Annotated in this window: 19 protein-coding genes and 1 tRNA gene; 6 read left to right on the top strand and 14 right to left on the bottom strand. The window is 49.3% G+C overall.

Annotated features, from left to right (window positions below):
* Positions 1 to 274: 274 nt before the first annotated feature.
* The 6 genes from ACQGQ5_RS09970 to ACQGQ5_RS09945 are packed head-to-tail and all read right to left on the bottom strand — an operon-like array spanning position 275 to position 7213.
* On the bottom strand, positions 275 to 1159 hold the full coding sequence (locus tag ACQGQ5_RS09970) for a MurR/RpiR family transcriptional regulator (protein ID WP_455736351.1): 885 nt from the start codon (positions 1157 to 1159) through the stop codon (positions 275 to 277).
* Positions 1160 to 1163: 4 nt separating this feature from the next.
* Positions 1164 to 2675, bottom strand: a complete 1512-nt coding sequence (locus ACQGQ5_RS09965; protein ID WP_455736350.1) for an FGGY-family carbohydrate kinase — start codon at positions 2673 to 2675, stop codon at positions 1164 to 1166.
* 52 nt (positions 2676 to 2727) lie between these two features.
* The gene (locus ACQGQ5_RS09960; RefSeq protein ID WP_455736349.1) at positions 2728 to 4143 is read right to left on the bottom strand and encodes an L-fucose/L-arabinose isomerase family protein; all 1416 of its coding nucleotides are present in this window, start codon (positions 4141 to 4143) and stop codon (positions 2728 to 2730) included.
* A 36-nt stretch (positions 4144 to 4179) separates the two neighbouring features.
* Positions 4180 to 5478 (bottom strand): NAD(P)H-dependent oxidoreductase, encoded by a 1299-nt coding sequence (locus ACQGQ5_RS09955; protein ID WP_275713501.1) that lies wholly within the window; start codon positions 5476 to 5478, stop codon positions 4180 to 4182.
* A 33-nt stretch (positions 5479 to 5511) separates the two neighbouring features.
* Entirely contained in the window at positions 5512 to 6567 is a 1056-nt protein-coding gene (locus ACQGQ5_RS09950) for an alcohol dehydrogenase catalytic domain-containing protein (RefSeq protein ID WP_455736348.1), read from the bottom strand.
* 22 nt (positions 6568 to 6589) lie between these two features.
* Positions 6590 to 7213 carry a KpsF/GutQ family sugar-phosphate isomerase gene (locus ACQGQ5_RS09945; RefSeq protein ID WP_275713505.1) on the bottom strand — a complete coding sequence of 208 codons (624 nt, stop codon included), beginning with the start codon at positions 7211 to 7213 and terminating at the stop codon, positions 6590 to 6592.
* A gap of 370 nt (positions 7214 to 7583) precedes the next feature.
* Between ACQGQ5_RS09945 and ACQGQ5_RS09940 the strand changes: the two genes are divergently transcribed.
* The 6 genes from ACQGQ5_RS09940 (at position 7584) to ACQGQ5_RS09915 (ending at position 14788) form a co-directional block, all read left to right on the top strand.
* Positions 7584 to 8690 carry a M24 family metallopeptidase gene (locus ACQGQ5_RS09940; protein WP_455736347.1) on the top strand — a complete coding sequence of 369 codons (1107 nt, stop codon included), beginning with the start codon at positions 7584 to 7586 and terminating at the stop codon, positions 8688 to 8690.
* Between the two features lie 59 nt (positions 8691 to 8749).
* Positions 8750 to 10252: a sugar ABC transporter ATP-binding protein gene (locus tag ACQGQ5_RS09935; protein ID WP_455736346.1), complete on the top strand. Its 1503-nt coding sequence runs from the start codon at positions 8750 to 8752 to the stop codon at positions 10250 to 10252.
* A gap of 56 nt (positions 10253 to 10308) precedes the next feature.
* The gene (locus ACQGQ5_RS09930) at positions 10309 to 11250 is read left to right on the top strand and encodes an ABC transporter permease (protein ID WP_455736421.1); all 942 of its coding nucleotides are present in this window, start codon (positions 10309 to 10311) and stop codon (positions 11248 to 11250) included.
* Between the two features lie 53 nt (positions 11251 to 11303).
* Positions 11304 to 12332 (top strand): sugar ABC transporter substrate-binding protein, encoded by a 1029-nt coding sequence (locus ACQGQ5_RS09925; protein ID WP_455736345.1) that lies wholly within the window; start codon positions 11304 to 11306, stop codon positions 12330 to 12332.
* 121 nt (positions 12333 to 12453) lie between these two features.
* Positions 12454 to 14184, top strand: a complete 1731-nt coding sequence (locus tag ACQGQ5_RS09920) for a methyl-accepting chemotaxis protein (protein WP_455736420.1) — start codon at positions 12454 to 12456, stop codon at positions 14182 to 14184.
* 527 nt (positions 14185 to 14711) lie between these two features.
* A tRNA-Met gene (locus ACQGQ5_RS09915) sits at positions 14712 to 14788 on the top strand.
* Between the two features lie 58 nt (positions 14789 to 14846).
* Here ACQGQ5_RS09915 and ACQGQ5_RS09910 read toward each other — a convergent pair.
* From ACQGQ5_RS09910 to ACQGQ5_RS09875, 8 genes are all read right to left on the bottom strand, one after another.
* Positions 14847 to 16556 (bottom strand): recombinase family protein, encoded by a 1710-nt coding sequence (locus ACQGQ5_RS09910; protein WP_326975362.1) that lies wholly within the window; start codon positions 16554 to 16556, stop codon positions 14847 to 14849.
* A gap of 97 nt (positions 16557 to 16653) precedes the next feature.
* Positions 16654 to 16851 (bottom strand): hypothetical protein, encoded by a 198-nt coding sequence (locus ACQGQ5_RS09905; RefSeq protein WP_326975363.1) that lies wholly within the window; start codon positions 16849 to 16851, stop codon positions 16654 to 16656.
* A 529-nt stretch (positions 16852 to 17380) separates the two neighbouring features.
* Entirely contained in the window at positions 17381 to 17806 is a 426-nt protein-coding gene (locus tag ACQGQ5_RS09900) for a sigma-70 family RNA polymerase sigma factor (RefSeq protein WP_195464742.1), read from the bottom strand.
* 699 nt (positions 17807 to 18505) lie between these two features.
* On the bottom strand, positions 18506 to 18820 hold the full coding sequence (locus tag ACQGQ5_RS09895; RefSeq protein WP_266161638.1) for a hypothetical protein: 315 nt from the start codon (positions 18818 to 18820) through the stop codon (positions 18506 to 18508).
* Positions 18821 to 19000: 180 nt separating this feature from the next.
* Positions 19001 to 19660, bottom strand: coding sequence for a Crp/Fnr family transcriptional regulator (locus tag ACQGQ5_RS09890; RefSeq protein ID WP_195464745.1), 660 nt, complete (start codon positions 19658 to 19660; stop codon positions 19001 to 19003).
* Between the two features lie 39 nt (positions 19661 to 19699).
* Complete coding sequence (locus tag ACQGQ5_RS09885) at positions 19700 to 19996, bottom strand: hypothetical protein (RefSeq protein ID WP_195464747.1); 297 nt, start codon at positions 19994 to 19996, stop codon at positions 19700 to 19702.
* Between the two features lie 25 nt (positions 19997 to 20021).
* Entirely contained in the window at positions 20022 to 20237 is a 216-nt protein-coding gene (locus tag ACQGQ5_RS09880; RefSeq protein ID WP_195464749.1) for a heavy-metal-associated domain-containing protein, read from the bottom strand.
* Between the two features lie 126 nt (positions 20238 to 20363).
* On the bottom strand, positions 20364 to 22244 hold the full coding sequence (locus ACQGQ5_RS09875; RefSeq protein ID WP_326975365.1) for a heavy metal translocating P-type ATPase: 1881 nt from the start codon (positions 22242 to 22244) through the stop codon (positions 20364 to 20366).
* Positions 22245 to 22352: the final 108 nt, after the last annotated feature.

The raw sequence follows: 22352 nt of genomic DNA, 5'->3' as shown, positions 1-22352 counted from the left end.
GTAAACAGAGAAATCGCCTTGCGTCATAAAAGGAGCATATCCTAATGATGACTTGTGAATGCCTTTTTAGCACGTTTTTCGGATCCGTATCAAGGTCTGTACCCTTATGCCGCAGTGAGGGTGCGGACTTTTGTTTTTATTGGCACTTCCACGGACTCCTTCAATCCGGAGTTCAGCCACTCAGATCCGAACCCGTGGACTATCTGGATTATTGCAACAATCGCCATATCAAGGCAGAGGCTGGGAGCCCGTTCCTAAAAATCCATGAATAAAATTAAATTTTATTGGTGGTGAGAATTTCGTTGGATTTTTCCATCGCAACCGCAATGGCCATATCCATTTTACGGGCCAGACTGATATAAAGACTTTCGATAATGCAGAGCGCGGGAATACGTTTTGTCATGATTTCTCCGATAACGTTTTTGACATAGGCTGCGGTGATCAGAGAAATGTTGGACAGCTTTGCCAGTGTCGACATCGGGAAATTAGTAATGCTGATGATGGTTGCGCCTTCTCCTTTCGCTGCGCGGACAACATTGATCACCGTTTTTGTCTGCCCGGAATGCGAGATTGCTATTACGACGTCCCCTTTATTGAGCTGGGAAGCGGAAATCAGCTGAATATCGTAGTCCTGTGAGAATATGGCGTTGATGCCCATCCTGCTGAATTTATAGTAACCCGTCATCGCGACCGTCGACGCGTCTCCCGCTCCGATAAAGAGAACCTTGCCGGCTTTTTGCAGGGCTCCGACGGCCTGTTCGTAGTGGGAAATGTCAATGATGTTCAATGTATCGGAAACAGCCTGAATGGAGGTCTGAAATACTTTGCGGACGACATCCATTTCATTGTCTTCTGAAGAAATCGCTTCATAGAGCACGTCGCTGTCATTTTTTGTTCGCAGCAGCGATCCCTTCAGCTCCACATATCCGCTGAATCCGAGTTTACGGGCAACCCGGACAATCGTAGCCTCGCTGCACCCCGCCTGTGCGGCCAGATCGACGATGGTGTTGTTGGCAAACTCCAGAGGATGGGTAAGCATGAAGTCAACAGCTTTTATTTCCGCCGATTTGAGGGATTTGTAAACCGCGTTGATTTTCACAAGGCATTTATGCGAGATGAGCGAATTCGGGTCATTAATGTAAGGCACGAGATCTAACATTTTATCACCAGCATTCCTGTTTATGATTTAAATCTTTTAATAATTTGTAAAGTCCGGTATAAATTTGATACTTGTCATGATACCTTGCGTGGTTCTTTTTGTCGGGATCGTATGTTTTATCCGATTGGACACGGCTGACGGCGTCTGTAGGACCGTCGTACGCCCCGACCCCCATTCCCGCCAGGAAAGAGGCTCCCAGACAGGCCGCCTCCCGGATTTTCAGGGTTGAGACCGGAATTCCCAGGATATCCGCTTTCAGCTGCAGATCAATCGCCGAGCGGGCTCCGCCGCCTACGCAAAGAAGGTTCTTGATCCCGACTCCGGTTTTTTCCATCCTCTCGAGGTTGCCCCTGAGCTCAAAAGCGGTGGCCTCCATCAGGCTCTTTGCGATGTCGAAGCGCGTGGATGCCATCGTCAGCCCCAGAATCGCGCCCTTTGACTGCGTGTCACAGGTCGGCGTTCCGCTGCCGTTAAAGTGGGGAAGCGCCAGCAGGGGGGACGGCCCGGGCGTGGCGGTTTTGGCTATCTGCTCAAACGGGCGCTCTCCCAGCTGTTCGGCCTGAGCTACTTCCGGAAGCCCCAGATTATCCCGATACCATTTCATCAAAATACCCGCCGTGTGATTGAGCCCAAAGGTGAAATACATTCCTTTTGCCGCGTACCGGTAACATGGGAAATAGCTTTCGTACATAATGTCGCTGAGCTGCTCTTTTCCAAAAGCGGTCGATACGACTTCCGCGGTGCCGTGGGAATCAAGCGCCATGTTTTCCCCGGCGATTCCGGCTCCCAGCGCCGCGCAGCATTGGTCGTGGCCTCCGGCCGTCAGCTTCGCGCCTTTTCGTATGCCGAGCTCGCTGCAAAGCGCGGGGGACAGCTCTCCGACCACGGTCCCCGATTCGACGGGACGGCTCAGCCATGAAATGTCGATTCCGGCTGCGTTCAGGATTTCCGGGCACCATTGTTCCGTTTTCAGCTCCAACCCCATGCTGCGGGAGGCCATTGTAAGATCCATTACCGGTTCGTCACTTCCCATTTTAGCAAGCAGAAAATCGGAATAGGTGACGAATTTCCAGACTTTTTCACACAGCTCCTTCTGATGGCGCACAATCCACATGATTTTTACCATGGAATTCATGGGATGCGGCCGCATGCCCGTGATATCAAAAATATGCCGGTCGCCCAGAAGGGCTGAAATGTCCGCCGCTTCACGGGTTCCGCGGTAGTCCATCCCCAGATGCGCATGTCCCAGTGCGTTTCGCTGCCGGTCCATCGGAATCACGGCGTCCCCCTGCGTTGAAATGCTGATGGCTGCAATATCATCTCCGGACTGCCTGGCTGCAGCCGCCATGACTTCTTTCGTATACTTCCAGACGAGCTCGGCATCCTGTTCCGCCAGGCCGTTCTTTTTGCAGATCACGTCGTATTCATGGAAACCATAGCCAAGCATATCGCCCTGCAGATCAAATACTGCGGCTTTCACGCCGGTCGTGCCAACGTCAACACCCATTAGTTTCATTTTTTATCCTCCAGACGACGGCATATTTTAAAAGAGATATTTCCGAATGGTATTACTCAAAATAAAAGTTTCTTGTTTTGCGTTCCTGCTCCTCGTCGTAGAAATCGGGACGGACCCCCTTTATGTAGGTCAGCGCCTCAAGCATGACCGGCAGCAGATTGCCGTGAATGCCCACGGCGTGATGAACATACGGGCCTTTGACGATCATGGATTCCACTTTCGGCCAGTTGGGAACTTCCACCCACAGGTAGGTTCCGTTCGTATACGGCCCCTCGATGCCTTTGGCATTCCCCATGAGCATTCCGTACTCGCCGTTGTCGCCGTCGAAGCGGAAGAGGGAGATCGGTCCGCCTTTGATTTCTGCGGATACGGAGCCCGGGCAGTGCTCTGGGAAAGCAAAGGGCCTGCCAAGCACCGGTGTGGATTTTGCCAGCGAAAGCGGCCAGGGCCCGCAGTGCTGCAGCAGTTCGCCGTTCGGGTTGCTGGGATGGCGGACGGACCAGTCGACGAAGAAGGACGGAGTTTTTCCCATGCCGGCGGCCATCGTCATGATGGAGGTTACGGCGCCGTGAATATCGGTTTCGCAGGCTACGGGAATCCCTTCTTCGGTAAGAAGGGCATTCGCGCAGCAGGGCATCATATGCAGGGCCTGCTGCAGGGCATCCCAGCACTGAATCGCAATCGCGTTGCAGCCGTTTTCAACTGCAAACAGCTTCATGGCCGTCTTGAGCGCGGCAACTTTGCGGACGTCTTCCTCGGGAATGCAGACCTTCATTTTTTCGTGAATCAGGGAAACCGTCTTGTCCACTTCTTCATTCTTTGACGCCGCGAGTTCCTTCACTCTTTCGGTGAATTCCACCATCGTGATCGGGAAAAGCTGAATCCCGAATTTTTCAAGAAGCTCGCCCTCGTTGCAAATCATCGTCCAGAAATCCGTCGGACGCGTTGCAATCTGGAGAATGCGCGCTCTGCGGAATTCCTTTACCACATTGGCGGCAGCGACAAAATTCCTGACGCCTTCCTCAAACTGAGGATCGTCAACGTTGCAGTTGGGAATATAGGTGAAAGGAACCTGCATCCGGCGCAGGACTTTTCCGGTTGCGAAAAGGCCGCACTGGGTGTCGCGAAGCCGGCTTCCGTCCTCCAGCGGCGCTTCGTCCCTGGGACCCCAGAGAAGGACGGGGACGTTCAGGGCGCGCGCCACTTTACCGCAGCTGTGCTCGGAACCGAAATTGCAGTGCGGGATGAACAGCGCGTCAACTTTAGCCGCCCTGAATTTTTCAATGACAGGCTCGACATCTTCGGCGCAGCGGAGCAATCCTTCTTCGTTGATGTCTTCAATGTCCACGAATTCGATCTCAAGCTCGCTGAGTTTGTCTCTGATGATCTTTTTGTACTTTAAGGCGTCCTCTACACTGAAAATTCTTCTGCGCGTGGGAGCATATCCGATGACAACTTTGTGATCCATGATACAAATCCTCCTGACGTATTATAAATTAAATTTTTATTTCCCCATTAACTGATCCTGCATGCGGCGGAGCTGCAGAAGCACGGAATTGTTGTTCAGCTCAACCATATCATAGGTAATGACTTCATCGCGCTTCAGGTCGCATTTCATCACCGCGCCTTTGGCCAGACCGACCGGGAGCATGTTGCCCTTGCGGGCGACATCCGCAAGCTCGATGCTGCCGCGGTAGCAGTATTCGCCGATTGCGTCGAGCTTTTCGCCCTTTTTGAGATCCTTTTTCGCGATGGTGATGCATTCCGAAACCAGATGGTCCATCGGATGCGCGGTGGATTCTCCGTAAAGTACGGCCTGCGCCGCGGTGATGGGCGTTTCAATGGAGCAGAGATGATAGGGACGGTAAAGCAGGTAGTTGGGGCCTTCGCCCATGTCGCGCTGTACAAGGCCGTCGACGATCCTCTTCTGGTCGGTGGTGACTACGACAAATACGCCCGGGTTGATGTTGCCGATACCGAAATCGACCACGCCCTCCCTGTCAAGGATGCCTCCCTGGGATTTCAGGCTGAACACGGTCTTGAGGTCCTCCACGTTGCAGTGCGGGCCGTGCATTCCGCGGCAGTCGGGGACAAGCCCGGTGGCGTTGGAAACGGCGGTCATCTCGATCATGGTTTTGGAACCGTCCACGAACTCAAGCAGCATACGCGCGTTCATGTTGCGCGCCGCGGCTTTGTCCTGCCACTCTTTCATGCCGGGGTTTGCGTAGATGTCGAGCGGATTGTTCTTTCCTTTTCCGGCCGCGACGACTTTAAAGCCGAGCGCCTTTGCGAAGCGGTAAACCTCTACGATGGAGCCGGGCTCGTCGCCGGCGGTAAGGGAATAAACAATGCCGGCCTGTTCGCAGAGCTTGCGGAGAATGGGACCGATTGTGATATCGCATTCCACATTCATCATGACAATGTGTTTTTTGAAGAAAATGCAGTCCATTGTAATGTGAGCGCCCATCTCCGGGGACCCGGTTGCGTCAATAACGCTCTGGATCTGGCTGGTTTCGACTGCGACCCTGTAGTTTGTAGAAACTACCTTCTTCCCATCGGCAATCGCCTTCTGAGCTTCCGCGGCCGTGGAAACCTCCACGATGTCGCCCTCGTATCCCGATTGAAGATAAGCGTCTTTGGCAATTTCGGGGGTAAGATCCACAACAACGTCGCATTCCATGCCCTTCATTTTTGCGATCTGGGCGACAATATCCTTGCCCATCTGCCCTGCACCGATCAGACCTACGTGGATCGGCCTGCCCTCTTCGTGAAGTTTTGCCAGTTTGGAATCAATTTCATACATAATTATATACCACCTTTATTGATAATCAAAATGTTATTTTAACCAGGGATCAATAATCACCTTCAGCGCTTTTCCCGAAGAAACAAGTTCCATGCCTCCGACAACCCCTTCAAGCGGCACATGCGCGCTGATGTACTTTTCCGCGTGTATTTTTCCGGAATGGATGGCGCTCAGCGCGTCGGCCAGCCCGGTAGCCGGATATGAGAAGGCGCCCAGCACCATAATTTCGTTGTAGTGAATCAGGTTGGAGTTCAGCTGCGTGGTCTGTTTCGTTTTGGCAACGCCGCCGTAGATGACAACCCGTCCGCGCTTTCGCACCATTTCGAGCGCCTGCTCCTGAACCGCCACCGAGGGAACGGCACAAATTACAATATCCGCCCCGATTCCGTCAGTAAGCTCCAGTACGGAAGCTTTCACTTTCTCCTGGTCGGTGTTCTTAAAAAGATAATCGGCTCCGAAGCTTTCGGCGAGTTCCAGCTTATCCATACCCACCATAATTACTTTTTTGGCACCCCTTGCCCGCGCGACCTCAATGTGAAGGCATCCCACAGGGCCGTCCCCGATGATGACTACCGTATCCCCCAGCGAAACATCGTTGTATTTCTGGCAGGCGATGACTGCGGAAGCCGTTTCGGCGAAAGCCGCGTGGTCAAAGCTCATCCCGTCCGGTATTTTTTCAATGAAACCGCGGTGCATTACATCAGAGGGCAATGCGATATACTGCGCGTAACCGCCGGGGAAATGCGTGCCGAGCATCCGGTGCGAAAGGCACAGGTTGACGAGCCCGCGTTTGCAGTACCAGCACTGGCCGCAGCTTACGTCGGGGGCAAGCGCCACCCGGTCGCCCGGTTTGAACCGTGTGACCGTGCTGTCCGTCTCCACGACGACGCCCGCGATTTCATGCCCCATAATCTGGTTTTTGATGCCGTCTTTGAGCCCGTTGTGGTAATTTCTGACGTCGCCTCCGCAAATTCCGCAGGCCACGACTTTGACAAGCATCCCATCCCGGGGACATTCGGGGATGTCGCGTTCTTCAACAACGATGTTTTCTATGTCCTTAAAAACTGCCGCCTTCATCTTTCCTTCCATAATACCGGTTCCTTTCTCTATGTCATTCTTGAATAGGGTCGTCCGTTTTGCCAAGCAGCCGGTCGCCCACGGCCCCTCCCGGATGGATGACTGCAAACTGTTCGCGCGTATATCCTTTGTACTGCATCAGCGCAATGCAGATTGAATCGAAAACGGCGATCACCGCAAGGGTGCTTGCCGTGGCAAGCATGTTGAACCGGCACGGTTCCCGGTCAACCTTTACCATTAAGAGAAGATCGGCGGCCCGGCCGATTTTGGATTCCGGGTTTTCGGTTACGCCAATCAGCATTGCGCCTTTGGTGCGGCAGGCGCGAATCAGGCTGACGAGCTCGTCCGTGTTGCCGCCCTTGCTCACCAATATAAGGATATCTTCCTTCTGCAGCACTCCAAGCCCGCCGTGCACGGCGTCGGACGGGGTGAGAAACAGCGCCGGGCACTCAATACAGTTCAGTGAATGCACCGCTTTTTTTGCGGCCATAGCCGAGGTCCCGCAGCCGGAAATTACAATTTTCCCCTTGCATTCCGCGATCGCTTTGAGCGCCGCGAGCATTGCGCCGCAGTTAAGCGTTTCTTTCAGTTTCAGAACGGATGCCGCTTCCATCTCAAGGGTGCGGTTGATTTCGGAGATAATTTGCTTATCGTCCATTTTTTCACCTTCACTTTTCAATTTTCACTATTTAATTTGAAAAACAAAAACAGCTGCATATAATAGGTCATTGAAATACAACCACTTTTTACTAAGATTATAGCATTTTATTTTAAAATTGCAACTACTCTTTACAGTTTAAACATATTATCGTGAAAAATATACAAAATAATAATTTTCATTTTTTCATATTTATCAATTGAATTATGAAAATTTGTGATGTATAATACAGGTGTTATAGAAAAACACACAAATAATCAATTGTAATTTAGAATAAAAATGTAATTAATTATTTCATTTATATCATTACCGGATCGATTTTTCATTATTTTTCAAAAAGAAATAAATAAAACGAAATATAGGTGATATTATGAATCAACCAGATCGGGCTGAAGTGGAGCTGAAACTATCCAGAGTCCGTACATATATGAAGCGTTCGGGACTCACGGGGGTAGTGCTTGCCCGCAAGGACAATTTCAGCTGGCTTTCATGCGGCGGAAACAACCGCGTTGTGGTACCTGTACAGGAGGGCGTAGGCGCTTTGGTGGTTACGATGGACCGCCTTTATCTGGTTGCCCAGGTCATGGACGGCCAAAGACTGCTGGACGAAGAGCTTGCCGGAATTGAGCTGGAATATGTGCCGCTTCGCTGGTATGAAGGTCCCATCATGCAAAAAGCGCTTGCGCTTGCGGGCAGTGCGCCGGCGGCGGATGTTCCGGCGGACGGAGCGAGGGAGGTCCTTTCCGATCTATATGCGCTGCATTATCCGCTCACGGAAAACGAAATCAGCAAGCTGCGGTGGCTGGGCAGAACGGTGGATGAAATTTTAACCCGTACCGCCTATCGGATTCAGCCGGGGATGGTCGACTACGAAGTCGAAGCGATGCTGCTGGGGCAGTTTGCCTCCCAAAACATCCAGTGTGACGTTCTGCTGGTCGGCACCGACGAGCGGATCGCGAAATACCGCCATCCCAGCCCGGTGGGCGCCAGGCTCGGAAAGTATGTGCTGCTGCATCCGGCGGCCCGGTTTGAGGGGCTTCATGCAAATGTGACGCGCAGCGTTTATTTTGGAGACACGCTTCCCGAAGAAATTGAAAAGCCCTACCGCGCGGTAATGGATATTGAAGCGGCCTGCATTGCTTCCTGTGTGGCCGGCAGACGCTGGAGCGATATTTTGGAAATGCAGAAATCCATGCTTGCCGAAAGGGGTTATGAAGAAGAATGGCGCGGACATTTCCCCGGCGGACGCACCGGATACCCGGTGTGCGAGGCGGATTTTTCGCTGGACCCGAAAAAATGCATTGCCGACAGAGAAGCATATGACTGGTTTATCACCGTCACCGGCGCAAAAGTGGAGGAGCTGAGCCTTTATTCGGACGGCAGGCACGAAGTGCTTTCCGCCGCCGGAAACTGGCCCGTCAGAAAATATGAGATAAATGGAGAGGTGATTGAGTTGCCCGATATGCTTCTGCGTTAGCGGGGTACGGCGGCCCTTTTCTTCCTGATATTAATAAAAATGAAAGAGGTGAGCCCTGAATGGGTGTGGAGTACATACTTCAAACTTATGATATTTGCAAAGTATTTCCGGGAAATGTAGCACTCCAGGACATCAGTCTCGGCATTCAAAAAGCTTCCGTTCATGCGCTGATTGGTGAAAACGGAGCAGGCAAATCCACGCTGGTCAACATCATCAGCGGCGCGTGTCCTGCGACTTCGGGATATTTTGAGTTTGAAGGCAAAAAAGTTACGCAGCTTACCCCTCATGAAGCACAGAAAATCGGAATCGGCGTCGTTCATCAGGAACTGAACCTGATTCCGGAGATGACGGTGGCCGAGAATATCTTTCTGGGCAGAGAGATAACCGGCAAGGCCGGAAAAATCGACTGGAACGAAACGAACAGGAAAGCGAAAGAACTGCTGCGCTCGTTTGATATCTCTTTTGATGAAAAGGCAAGAATCAACACGCTGAGTGTTGCCGAGCAGCAGATGGTTGAAATTATAAAAGTCATTTCGATGGATTCCAAGCTGATTGTCATGGATGAGCCGACCGCGGTTCTGACGGGCAAAGAAACCGAGCAGCTTTTCAAACTGATTCACCGCCTTAAAGAGGAAGGAAAGACCATTATTTACATATCGCACAGGCTTGACGAGCTGAAATATATCTGCGACATGATTTCTATTTTCCGTGACGGGCAGCTGATCTATACCGGCGGCATTGGGGAGCGTTCCAAGGAAGAGATTGTGCAGATGATGGTGGCGCGCAAACTTACGGAACAGTATCCGTATGCCAAATCCGTCCCCGGCGATGTTGCGCTGAAGGTTGAAAATGTCTGTCAGGGCAGTTTCTTAAAAAATATTTCCTTTGAGGCCCATAAAGGAGAAATATTAGGCCTGTACGGCCTTGTAGGGGCGGGAAGAACCGAGCTTGCACGCTGTGTGATGGGGGCCGACCACAAAAGCTCCGGCACAGTTGAGGTTGACGGCGAGCGCGTCCAGATGAAAAACCCGACGGATGCCATCCGGCACGGCGTGGCTTACATTACGGAGAGCCGCAAGGAGTTCGGACTGATGCTCGACATGCACGTTGGGTTTAATACCAGTATTTCCGTGTTGAAAAAATGCCTGAATAAATTCAGGGGAATTGACAGAAAGACCGAAAATAGCCGGATTGTCAATATCATACGCGAGCTTTCCATTAAGACGGAATCACCACGGAAAATTGTGCGGGAACTCAGCGGCGGAAATCAGCAGAAGGTCCTGCTGGCAAGATATATTCTCACGAAGCCGAAGGTGCTCATCATCGACGAGCCGACGCGCGGCGTCGATGTCGGCGCAAAGGTCAGTATCTATCAGATTCTGAACAAGCTGAAGGAAGAAGGGGTGTCCATTATCATGATCTCTTCCGATCTTCCCGAAGTGGTGGGAGTCAGCGACAGGGTGCTGGTAATGTACAATGGCGCCATCACGGGTCAGTTCAGCCATGAAGAGCTTAGTGAAGAAGCCGTCGGCTTGTGTGCATTCGGAAATGAGAAGGGATGAGTATAATGGAAAACACTTCAACTGTTGAAAAGCGCGAAAATGTATTCAAGAAATTTATGAACAACGATCTGTCAAGAACGCTGATTATTTTCCTGCTTCTGTGTGTGGCGTTGGGAATCGCGCGCCCGACAACTTTTCTGACGGTCAGCAATGTGATTAATGTCCTTTCGCAGATTTCCGTGAACGGAATCGTTGTGATTGGAATGACTTTTATTCTGCTTACGGGCGGAATCGATATTTCCGTGGGTTCGGTGGCGGCATTTACTTCGCTGATTACGGCGATGCTGCTCGTCAGCGGCAATCCGTTCGGCAGCAATATTGTGGTCGCGCTTGCCGCAGGCATCGGCATCGGCGTCCTGGTCGGGGCGGTTTCCGGCTTCTTTATCAGCAAAATTGAATTGCAGCCTTTCATTGTTACACTGGCTATGATGACTATTTTCCGAGGGATGACGATGGTGGTTTCGCAGGGAAACCCTGTTTCGCAGTTGGGGGAAACCTTCAGCTTTATCGGCGTGAAATATCTTGGGCCGATCCCGATCAACGTCATCATTATGATTTCGTTTTACGCAATCGCCTATTATGTTCTGGAGCACACCTGCTTCGGCCGGTATGTCTATGCGGTCGGCGGCAACAAGGAGGCCGCCCGGCTGAGCGGTATCAACACCACTAAAATTATTATGGGGATCTATATGATCTGCGCGGCTACAGCCAGCATTGCCGGCATGATTCTTGCCTCCCGTGTCAATTCCGCAACGCCGACCGCCGGCAACGGGTCGGAAATGGACGCCATAGCGGCAGCGGTAATCGGCGGAGTCAGCCTTACCGGTGGAAAAGGAAAAATTATGGGTGCGCTCATCGGCGCGTTTATCATCGGCGTGCTCAACAACGGACTTGTGCTGCTCAATATAGATGTTTACTGGACACAGGTTGTAAAAGGCGTTATCATCCTTCTCGCAGTTGTAGCCGATGTGCTCAGCAAGCGCAAAACGGCAAAATAATCACTGATTCAGCGCATTATTCAAAATTAAAGATAAGAAGGAGTTAATTGAAAATGATGAGAAGATCGACAATGAAGAAAAGATGGGCCGCCGTATTGTCCTGCGCAATGGCGTTCATGATGGTTGCGGCGGGATGCGGCACATCCCCCTCCGCAAGCAGCCCGGCGGAAAATTCCGGCGCTGCGCCGGCAAGTACGGCTCCCGCGGCATCGGAATCCAAAGAAATCGGCATCGTGTTTACCGACCTGAACAATCCGGTTTTCGTTACGATGAAAGAGGCTATGGAAGCTAAGGCAAAAGAACTTGGCTACACCACCACTGTCCTTAACAGCCAGGACAACTCTGACACCGAACTCCAGAATGTGCAGAACTTAGTTTCCAAAAAGGTTGCGGCGATCTGCCTGCTGCCGAATGACGCCAATTCTGCCATAAACACCGTCAAGGTGGCGAACGACGCCAATATCCCGATTGTCGGGTTCAACCGTGTCATCGACACGAAGGACCAGTGCAAATTTGTGACCCAGGATGTTACCGACAATGTTACCGGCGCTGTTGACGCGGGCAAATATGCGGTGGAACTGCTCAAGGATGTCAAAGATCCTAAGATCGTTATCCTCAGGGGCACCTCGGGTGTTGACGCAGACAAGCAGAGGTATGAAGGCTTTATACAGGGCATCAAGGGCAGTCCGCTTGAAAATGCAGTCGTTGCGCAGGTGAACGGTCAGTTTGACACCCAGACCGGGTTCTCCGTTATGCAGAACGTAATTCAGGCGCAGCCAAAAATCGATCTCGTCTACGCAGAAAACGATACGATGGCCCTGGGCGCTCTGCAGGCTCTGGAAGGCGCCAATAGAAAAGACGTTAAGATCATTGGATACGACGGCTCTACCGAATGCGTACAGAAAATAGTTGAGGGCAAAATTACTGCCACTGTCGCACAGAAATTCAAGAGCCTGGGCACCACCGCTGTTGACTGGGCGGTAAAAGCCGCTGAGGGTAAGGCGAACGATGCTCCTCCGACCATTTCCATCGGCACAGAGCTCGTTACGCCCGACAACGCGAAAGGCTATGTGTTCCAATAATTTCCTTGCGCGGCATCCCAAGAATTCACCTGCAAAACTGGCACCGAAAAACGGTGCCAGTTTTCAATATTTTTTCTTTTTCAAGATATAAAGTTCAAATAATGGCGTTTAACGTTTGGAGATGCAGAGATCCATGTTAAAAAATATGAAAATAGGAAAGAGATTAATCCTGACCTTCACCGCAGCGGTACTGATCTCCGCGATATCCGGGATATCCGGTCTCATTGAAATGAACAGAATGGACAAAAGCTATGGCGAAGCGCTGACGATGTACGGCTTTTCCCAGGGTGATGTGGGGATTTTCAATACTGAGTTCAACAACAGTCAGACCGTTATCAGGGATGTCATCAACGCAGGCGATGAAAACAGGAGAAAGATGTCCCTGAATCAGATGGCAACGTCTATTGCCAAAACCAATATGTATTTTGCGGCCGTAAAAGGCAGCATGGTCACCAGCGAAGAGCTTTATTATTATAATGATATCAAGGGGAATCTGGACAGCTTCAATCAGATTAAAGACCAGATTGTTTCCCTTGCCGATAAAAAGGATAAAACAGGCGCGGAGAAACTGCTTACGGATCAGTTGGGTCCCGTCGCGGAGAAGATCCAGGCGTCAACGGCCGCCCTTTTAACGGAAAAAAGCACGGCGGGAAAACAGATTTCGCAGGAGCTTGAGGAAGAAGGGTTCAGGACGAGTCTGCTGATGATCCTGATCATCCTGGGTTCTCTTGTCTTTTCCCTTCTGATTGCCCGCAGCACTTCCCGAAAGATCAGCAGACCGGTCAATGAAATGTCAGGTGCTTCTTTGAAGATGGCGAAGGGAAGCCTGGATGTCCGGGTAAACGGAAGTTCAATCAAGGAAATCAAACAGCTCGGCGATTCCATCAATCAGTCTGCGGAGTCGATTCGCGCATACATAGCGGATATAACCAACCTTCTTGATGAGGTGAAAGACGGAAATTTATGTGCGGATTCCAGTCTGGAATATATCGGAGATTACGCAGAACTGAAAAATGCCTATGAGGGCATCGTGTTTTCGCTGAACGACGCTCTGAGCCGGATCAACCGGGCTTCGGAGCAGGTTTCAACCGGAGCCGGCCGCGTCTCGCGCGGTTCGCAGATCCTTTCGCAGGGGGCCGCTCAGCAGGCGAGCTCCATTGAAGAACTTTCAGCCGCCGTTTCGGATATCTCGGAACACGCGGAAGATAATGCGTCCTATGCGGCGGAGGCCGGCAGTAAAGTCAGGAGCGTTCAGTCGGATTTGGAGCTGAGCGACAAAAGCATGGGTGAAATGGTCGCCGCGATGTCCCAGATCAACGGTTCCTCACTGGAGATTGGGAAGATCAATAAAACGATCGATGAGATTGCGTTTCAGACCAACATTTTGGCACTCAACGCAGCCGTCGAAGCGGCGCGGGCGGGATCGGCCGGAAAAGGCTTCGCCGTTGTGGCGGATGAAGTGAGAAATCTGGCCGGAAAGAGCGCCCAGGCGGCGAAAGATACAAGCAAGCTCATCGAGAATTCTCTGGAACAGGTGAGAAACGGTGCGAAAATCGCTGATGAAACTGCCGGTGCCCTTCGGAAGGTTGTCACCAGCACGCAGAGCGTTTTGGATGCGGTCGGTCGAATTTCCAAAGCGTCGGACCACCAGTCGGAGGCCATCAATCAGGTTCGGATGGGATTGGATCAAATCACGGGTGTGGTTCAGACAAATTCTTCAACAGCTGCGGAGAGCGCCGCGGCCAGCCGGGAACTTTTTCTGCAGTCCCAAAATCTGAAAGAACTTGTTGACCGATTTAAGCTTAAACCATTAGATGAAGAATTAACAGCGGAAACGGAAGCCACATTATAGAAACCGTTCCCGACAAAATGATCCTATTTGTGCAATTACCCACAAGAGATTCGGGCGACTATCATCGCTAACTAAAAAAGCGCTGCATAGCCCGAAAATACCAGTGGGGCACCGATTACAATCGGTCCACGCGGTCATGCCGGCCGCGTGGACCGACTGATAGAACCCATCACAGCCGAATCCTTTTTCCTGGGAATGTTTGTCATCGGCTCGGAGGGACCGGAAGAACTTTTCCTTTTATCCGTTCATATTTAAATGAAAATGACATATACTTGATAGGAATGTTTTGTTGGCCTATAAAAAGCGTAGCGTAATTCAGGCACATGGGAGAAAACAAAGAATAGCTCCTTCTATGTGACCATGTGCCGATTGAGTTACACTATTCAGCAACAAAGAGGAACCGTTATCCTATGAATCGCAATCTTTTATAAAAAAGCCTTGACATATAGGTGTGCCTGTGCTATTATATTTAAGCACTCTAAACGAGGCCTTACTGCTGAGTTTATAGAAGATGCACAAATAAATATCGCGGAGTGGAGCAGTCCGGTAGCTCGTCGGGCTCATAACCCGAAGGTCGTAGGTTCAAATCCTGCCTCCGCAACCATGCCGAGTGTTCTTATAGTATTTGAAAGTGCTGTAAGAACACTCGGCTTTTTATATGCTTATCCTGCCATTTGCGCTTGGGAGTAGCTTACGGCTACTCCTTTTCTTGTCTGTATCAGAACATCCGGTTCCTGTAGAGATGAAACATCCGGTATTTCAATGGAGCCGATACAATTATAATGAATAGTCAGCTTCTGGACGTATACGCCGTTTACCTTCTCAGCCTGATGGACTTCAATGTGATCGATCAGTTCGTTCAGCATACGCGGTGTGAGCTTTCTGGCTCTGGTATATTTACGCACAGTGGCAATGAACATATCCGTGCCCACAGATTGACGGCTTTCTTTATCAAGCTCGGCCCTCAGCGTTTTTATCCGCCCTGCTAATCCGCTCTGCTCATCTTCATACTGCTTGGTCATTTTTGAAAACCGCTCGTCGGAAATTTTCCCGGCCACATTGTCCTCATACATTCGATCAAACAGTCGGTCAATCTCTTTATCGCGGGCCAACAGAGCATTGTATCCTTTTTGCTTTTTCTGCCGCTCAAGTTCCACCGTTTGCTGAGAATGTCCCATAACCGCTTTGACAAATTCATCTTCATACTTGCTCGCAAATTTTGTGAGCCTGTGGATTTCTCCCAGTACGACCTGTTCCAGAAAGTCGACACGGATATAATGGGTAGAAGCACAAGTACCCCGATTACCTTTGTAATTGGAACAGTTGAAATACTTGATGTCCGGGTTGCCCTGATTGAAGTGGTAATGCAGATTGTGACCGCAGTCGGCACAGACAAGCAAGCCGGAAAACATATTGGTTTCTCCCTCATTGGTTTTCCGCTTACGGATTTTGCCGCGCTTCTGCTGTACTTTTTCCCATGAAGCGCGGTCAATGACCGGATCATGCACATCCTTAAAGATAACCCAATTGTCACGGTCGTTCTCAATTCGCTTCTTATTCTTGTAGGATTTGCTGTACGTCTTGAAATTGAGAACGTCCCCGCAATACTCCTGTAAGGAAAGAATCTTCGTGATAGTTGAACTGTTCCATTTCGTGGGCGGTGCGTCTTTATGCTTGCCAGGGCGGTTGACACCTCGTGTTTGCCAATAAGATATTGGAGTCAGGATGCTATCCTTTTCCAGTGCGGCGGCGATCTGCTCCGGCCCAGAGCCGTCCAGCGTCATCTGATAAATCCGGCGAACAACGATAGCGGCTTCCTCATCCACAATCCAGCGTTTTGAATTGTCCGGGTCCTTGATGTAACCGTAAGGAGGCTGTCCCATCGGTTCCCCGGCATTTCCTTTGATCTTATTGCTGATACGTCGTTTTTTGCTGATATCACGGGCATACCACTCGTTGAACAGATTGCGGATCGGTGTTAGCTCATTTTCTCCCTCGGCGGTATCCACATTGTCGGAAACCGCGACAAGCCTGATGTCGTGATCGGGGAGGAATTCCTCCGTGAGTTTTCCAACCTCTATGTAGTTTCTACCCAAGCGCGACATATCCTTTACGAAAACAGCCGCCGCGTGGCCTTCCTCAAGCTCTTGAATCATCGCAACAAAACCGGGCCGCTCCATTGTGACACCGGAAATGCCATCGTCCGAGAAGTGGACAAGGTTGGTATATCCTTTTTCTTTGGCAACCTTGATTAAAAGTTTTTTCTGATTGCTTATGCTATAGCTTTCACCCTCAAGATTGTCATCGCGTGACAGCCGCTCATAAAGAAAGGCTGTGTCTTCCCGGTTTTTTCTCCTATTTGACCGTTTCATAAATCCCCCTTTCCGGCAGTCAAATAAGCAGTATTTACAGGGTAAGGTATACCATATTGACCGCCGATTGTCACGCTTGCCGCATTGGCACTTATCATCAAAGCCGATCTGCGTCGGCCCTCATTAGTCGTATTAAAATAGTTCCCAGCGTGTCATGCCCTTCTGTTTGAAAAACAGGCTCGACAACGAAAGTCTTGCCGTCCACCTCATAGGTAGATGTTTTATCTAAACGATTGCGCCCGGAAACGCCGGGCGGTATATTGCTGTTGCAGGCAGCAGACTTCATGTTTTTCATCGTTATAGCCTCCGTATAAATAAAAACAGCCGCGCCGTCTATTTCCATATTTGCACTGCCCTCATGGGCAATGCGAAACAATTACGGCACGGCTGTCCCTTGTCTCGATTTGTTTTTATGTTTACAGACATTCCGGACGAACAGGCGGCGTACCTGTTACCATAGGAATTGCACCTCCCTCCATGATGATGGCGGGCCGTTCTCATTGCCTGCGACGGTTTTATCACGCTCGGACTGTGACTGAACGGAAGTTTCATTACATACAGATGATTGCCGCAGAGCCGCCTTGCATCTATTGGATGCTGCTCTGCTTACGGTGCTGGTGTTTTTCGCTCCTTTTCCGTTACGCTAAAATCCGATCACCCTCTCCCGCGTAAGGAAAGATCATGGCGCACCCGCCGTCCGGCTTCCTGTATGCCGTTGCTTGCGGTATGTATCCGGCTTGTCCTTTATTAAATTTTCAAGCTACAACAGGGGAATAATATCTCCCTCATAAACCCTTTCATTTTTGGGGCCTGTTAGGATACACCTAATGGTCATTTTTTAGAAAGATTTCCATGTTTCGAAGCCCCTTCCTGATTGACTTGCGTACATTTCGGGCATCCACACCTTCTACCCGTGCAATATCGGCTTGACTGATACCGAGTATGTAATGGGCATAAACGCGTTTGGCCTGCTTGTCCGGCAAAGAGGCAATCGCTGCGTGGAGCTGTGCGACCGTTACTTTACGCTCATATATTTCACAGGGGGACAAAGAGACAAACAGGATGTCATTCTCGATGCCGTCGTCACAATCCAGAGAGTAATACGCCTTGTGCCGGTATCTTCGTAAGTAGTAGGCAGCGTCGGCCCGTTCATAGGAAACCATGAGCGCCGCGACTTCATTCGGCACTTCGATAGTGCAGTCGGTGGTATAGAAATCGGGATAATATTCCCGCAAATTAATCTGTGTCATTAAATTTTCCTCCATTCCGATTTTTGAGTTGTGGCAAATCGAAACAGAGGTAGGTGGGGAGCGACAGCGGGCTGAATGTCCCTTTGCAAGGCCAAAAAGACCCACTTGGGCATAACCCAAATGAGCCTTTTGCAAAAAAATGAACTTATATATCCAGTTTTTGAATCCTATAGGTTCCTGTTCGTGGCCACAGTTACCCGTTGAACAGCACAGGCTTTTTTTAACAGACTACCTATTAGAGCAACGTATAGCGAATAGATGTCCGCTTCATCACGCCCGGCCGCTGCTGTGCAGCGGTCGCCTAATGTTTAGAACATATCGAATGCACATGGAAAGCCCTCCAACCTGCAAGTCTGAAGGGGAATCGATATTGCTATTCAGACATGATGATACACCCACCAAACTCGCGCTTTTTGTGTGACAGAATCTTACTAAACAGAAAAATGCTGCCATAAGAGTACATTTTTGCAATATTACACGATGGTAAATCTGATATCGGTTATATCTAAAATGTGGTGTAAATTTCCATAGTCAGGTAAGATCTAAAAAGACCATAGGTAACATTTCCGAAAGCTTGTCAAGACCAAAAGCACTTATATTTTGATTACGTTAATGAGATTTTTATATATTACCGACATTGTGTACATTTGATGTTGCTTTTTAACTTTATAAAATCGTAATAGCAAAGGCTTTAGGCCATTACACCGCTGACAATATTGCATCAATCTGCGACAGAGCCTTATAGACGTTCTTATATGCTGGGCAAGCATCTGATGGAATTGCATAGTTTCTTGTGAGGCTTCTGAGTTTTTCCAATAAGGCCGTTGCTCTGCCAGTATCCATACCATCTTCAAATACGGCCTGCAGTTCGTCTGTTACCTGTTTAACTTCCATCAACTCCGGATGTTTCGCTCCATGTATTTTCAGCACTTTCGGCAGAAATATATTCAGTGTCTTAAACGATTTCTGTACAGATTTCGAGCAGTTCTTTAAATGATTTGATCTTCCGAACATCTATTGTCCTTCTTTTCATTTTTTCTCATTATACTGGAGACTTTCTCCGCTTACCTTGATTTATATCAAGTTTATTTAATTTTTGTAATTTTTAAAAGAAGAGGCAGAAGCCATAAACATTCGTGGCTTCTGCCTCGAAACCCTGTTGCTCCTGTTTGCCAGATAGGTATAATCCGCCTATTATAAGACGTTTTCCAATGCATCTTTCTGTAAGAGGCGTATGTTTTTCCCCGACCGTCCCAGAAATCCATCATCTTCAAACTGTCGCATTCGTCTTGAAAGGGTCTCGGGTGTGGTAGCTAAAAATGCTGCTAACTCCTTCATAGACAGTGGAAGTACAAATGTATCCGCCCCAGCGACCTTTGACAGGTCAATTAGGTAGGAAGCTAGTCTTAACGCGACACTTTCCGTCGCTGTGCGGGTAGTCAACTGGTCCGCCTCTGCCAGCTTGCGGCTGTATTCTTCCAGCAGCTTGACACTGATAGCAGGATATTGTATGAGCAGCTCCATGAATTCCTCACGCCCTATGACACACGCCTCAATATCTGTCAGTGCTTCCCCAAAACTGTTCGGATTGATGGAACCAAATAAGGTGTCTTCTCCTATAACACTTCCAGACTCCAGTACACGAAGCAACTGTTCCTTTCCAAAACCCGAAAGCTGATAAACTTTGATCCTGCCTTTTGCAAGGATAAATAATCCACATGATTTATTGGGAGAATAGATAATTTCTCCTTTTGCATAACAGCGGTGTTGCATGATTCCGCTGATTTTCTCCAGGTTTTCGTGACTTAAGTGATTGAAAATCGGCACATTCTCTGCACATACGTGTCCGGACATTTTTTCCCTCCATTCCGAAAGCGTTTTGGCGAGGTCCTTTTAAGCAGCTTTGCTTATATTTTCTGTAAGCTTTGCCAAAAGCTCATAGGTTCTACAAAAAGTAGCACATGCATCTGCAGGAACCATAAAACTTCCAGTTATGGATTTCAGTTCATCTAACAGCTTAGCCATTTCTTCACTGCTTTTACCGGATTTTGCGCCTTTAAGAATGTCTGAATAAATTTCTCCCACTCTGGAAAGTTCCGGATGGTTTCCGCCGTGAACGCGCTGTACGACTGGTAAGATCTTGTTTAATTCCTTTACATCGCTGCTATTTACAATTTCCTGATATGTCATGTTAACTCTCTCTTCTCTTTTATTCTTATGAAAGTTTCAATACTTCATAGCCGATACTTCTGACAACCTCGGCGAGCTTTTCAGGTTCCGTTGTCTGTTCATCGTACTGCACCTTGGCTTTACTGGAGTTGAACAAGATGGACACGGAATCCACTCCCGGAGCATTCTTCAGTACGGTCTCGATTTTCTGTGCACACATAGGACAGACCAGTTCGCCCAACTGCATGGTACATTTTTTCATATTAAATTCGCTCCTTTTTCATTGATATCATGATTTTAACATGGGTTGCTTATCAAATACTTGATGCAGATCAACTTTTTACAATCTATAATTTAAACTGCGCTTTTTCCATGGACTCATAACCCTTCATGATTTCTTTGTTCTATGAAGAAGCCGCATAGCATTCAGGATGACCACCAGGATACTTGCTTCATGTATGAACATGCCGCTTGCCATGCGGATATATCCGGCAAAAAGTCCCGCTAAAAGCAACAGCACCGTACTGACGGCAATCACGATATTCTGTTGCAGGACACTGACTGTTCTTTTTGCCAGCTTTATCGCCACCGGGATGCTCTCAAGGTTGGAGCGCATCAGAACCACATCCGAGGTTTCCACAGCCACATCTGTTCCGCCTCCCATGGCAATTCCTGTGTCTGCTGCAGCAAGTGCCGGGCTGTCATTAACGCCATCCCCTACGAATGCAACGATTCTGCCTTCTCTTTGCATCTTCTGTATTACGGAAAGCTTGTTCTCCGGCAGAAGTTCTGCCTGCACTTCATCTATTCCAATCTCTGCTGCAACTGCTTCTGCTGTCTTACGATTATCTCCCGTGAGCATCACTGTCTTTTTGATGCCCAGACGCTTTAGATTTGCAATCGTTTCTGCTGCGCCATCCTTAATCTTGTCAGAAATAGCAAACAATAATAAAATCTTTTCATTCTCAGAAATCAGAACTGTGGATGCGCCATTCCTTTGTGCCTCTTGTAAATCTCGCTGCTGTTCCTTTGTCAGGGTGATTCCCTGTTCCGTCATCATCCGTTTGCTGCCTGCTATTACGACATTTCCATCTATGTCAGCACGAACTCCAAATCCTTTCAATGTCTCACTGGCAACCGCTTTTTCCACTGTAACATCCCGCTTCTTTACATAATTCACAATTGCCTTTGCCAGCGGATGATCGCTTGTACTTTCTAAGGCTGCCGCCAACTTCATAGCACCTGGAATATCTTCTGTGTAGCTGTAAACATTTGTCACATCAGGATGACCTGTAGTAAGTGTTCCTGTCTTATCAAACAGGAAGGTATCCACCTTGGCGAAGGTTGTCACGCTGTCACCGCCTTTTAACAACACACTGTCTTTCGCACCGCGGCCGATACCAGCCACGTTGGCTACCGGTGCCCCAATGACCAGGGCTCCCGGACATGCAAGGACAAGAACGGTGATCGCCGTATCCAGGTTACGGGTAATGAGCAGAACAAGTGCTGCAATTACAACGACTGCGGGTGTATACCATTTGGCAAACCTGTCAATAAATCGTTCCACCGGAGATTTCGCATCCTGTGCCTCCTCCACCAGTGCAATAATCTTGGAAAAGGTGGTATCCTCTCCCACACGGGTTGCACGCATCTGTAAGATTCCACTGTCAAGGATGGTTCCGGCATAGACCTGATCTCCAACCACCTTATGAATTGGAACGGATTCGCCGTTGATGCTTGCCTCATTCAGATACCCTTCTCCGAATTCGATGATACCATCAACGGCTACCTTTCCACCAGTCTTGACCAGCAGCAGGGTATCCTCTTTCACCTCATCTGCATCAATCTCCTCTGGTTCAGCTGTCTGGCTCTCTAATCTCCATGCAGTGGCGGGTACCATCTCTGTAAGCATCCGGATGGCACTGCGGGTCTTCTGCAACGTACGCTGTTCCAGGTATGTTCCGAATTGGAAAAGAAATGTCACGATAGCTGCTTCGCTGTACTCTCCGATAAACAGTGCGCCAAATACTGCAATGCTCACTAAAACTTCAATGCCAATGGCTTTCATCCTCAGTCCTGTGATTGCCCGGAAGAAGATTGGCAATCCTGCTAGCACTGTGGCAACGAGATAACAAATGATTGTGGCTGTTCTCATATTTGTCACTCGTTCTGCCAGATACCCTAAGACTGTCAGTATGCCTGCTGCAAATGTAAAAGGTGTCGTATACTTTTTAAGGAATTGATTCAGTTTTCGATTCCATTTACTCATGTGTATCTACCTCCTAACTGTCTGAATCGTAGCAGATCCTGTCAGGGAAGTAATTGACGTGTGTCAAAAATCTAATGACACGCTAAAATATTGATTAAATCAGAGAAA

Source organism: Caproiciproducens sp. (assembly GCF_053840905.1).
Note: the sequence above shows the minus strand (reverse complement) of the source record. Positions and strands in the feature narration are given on the sequence as shown.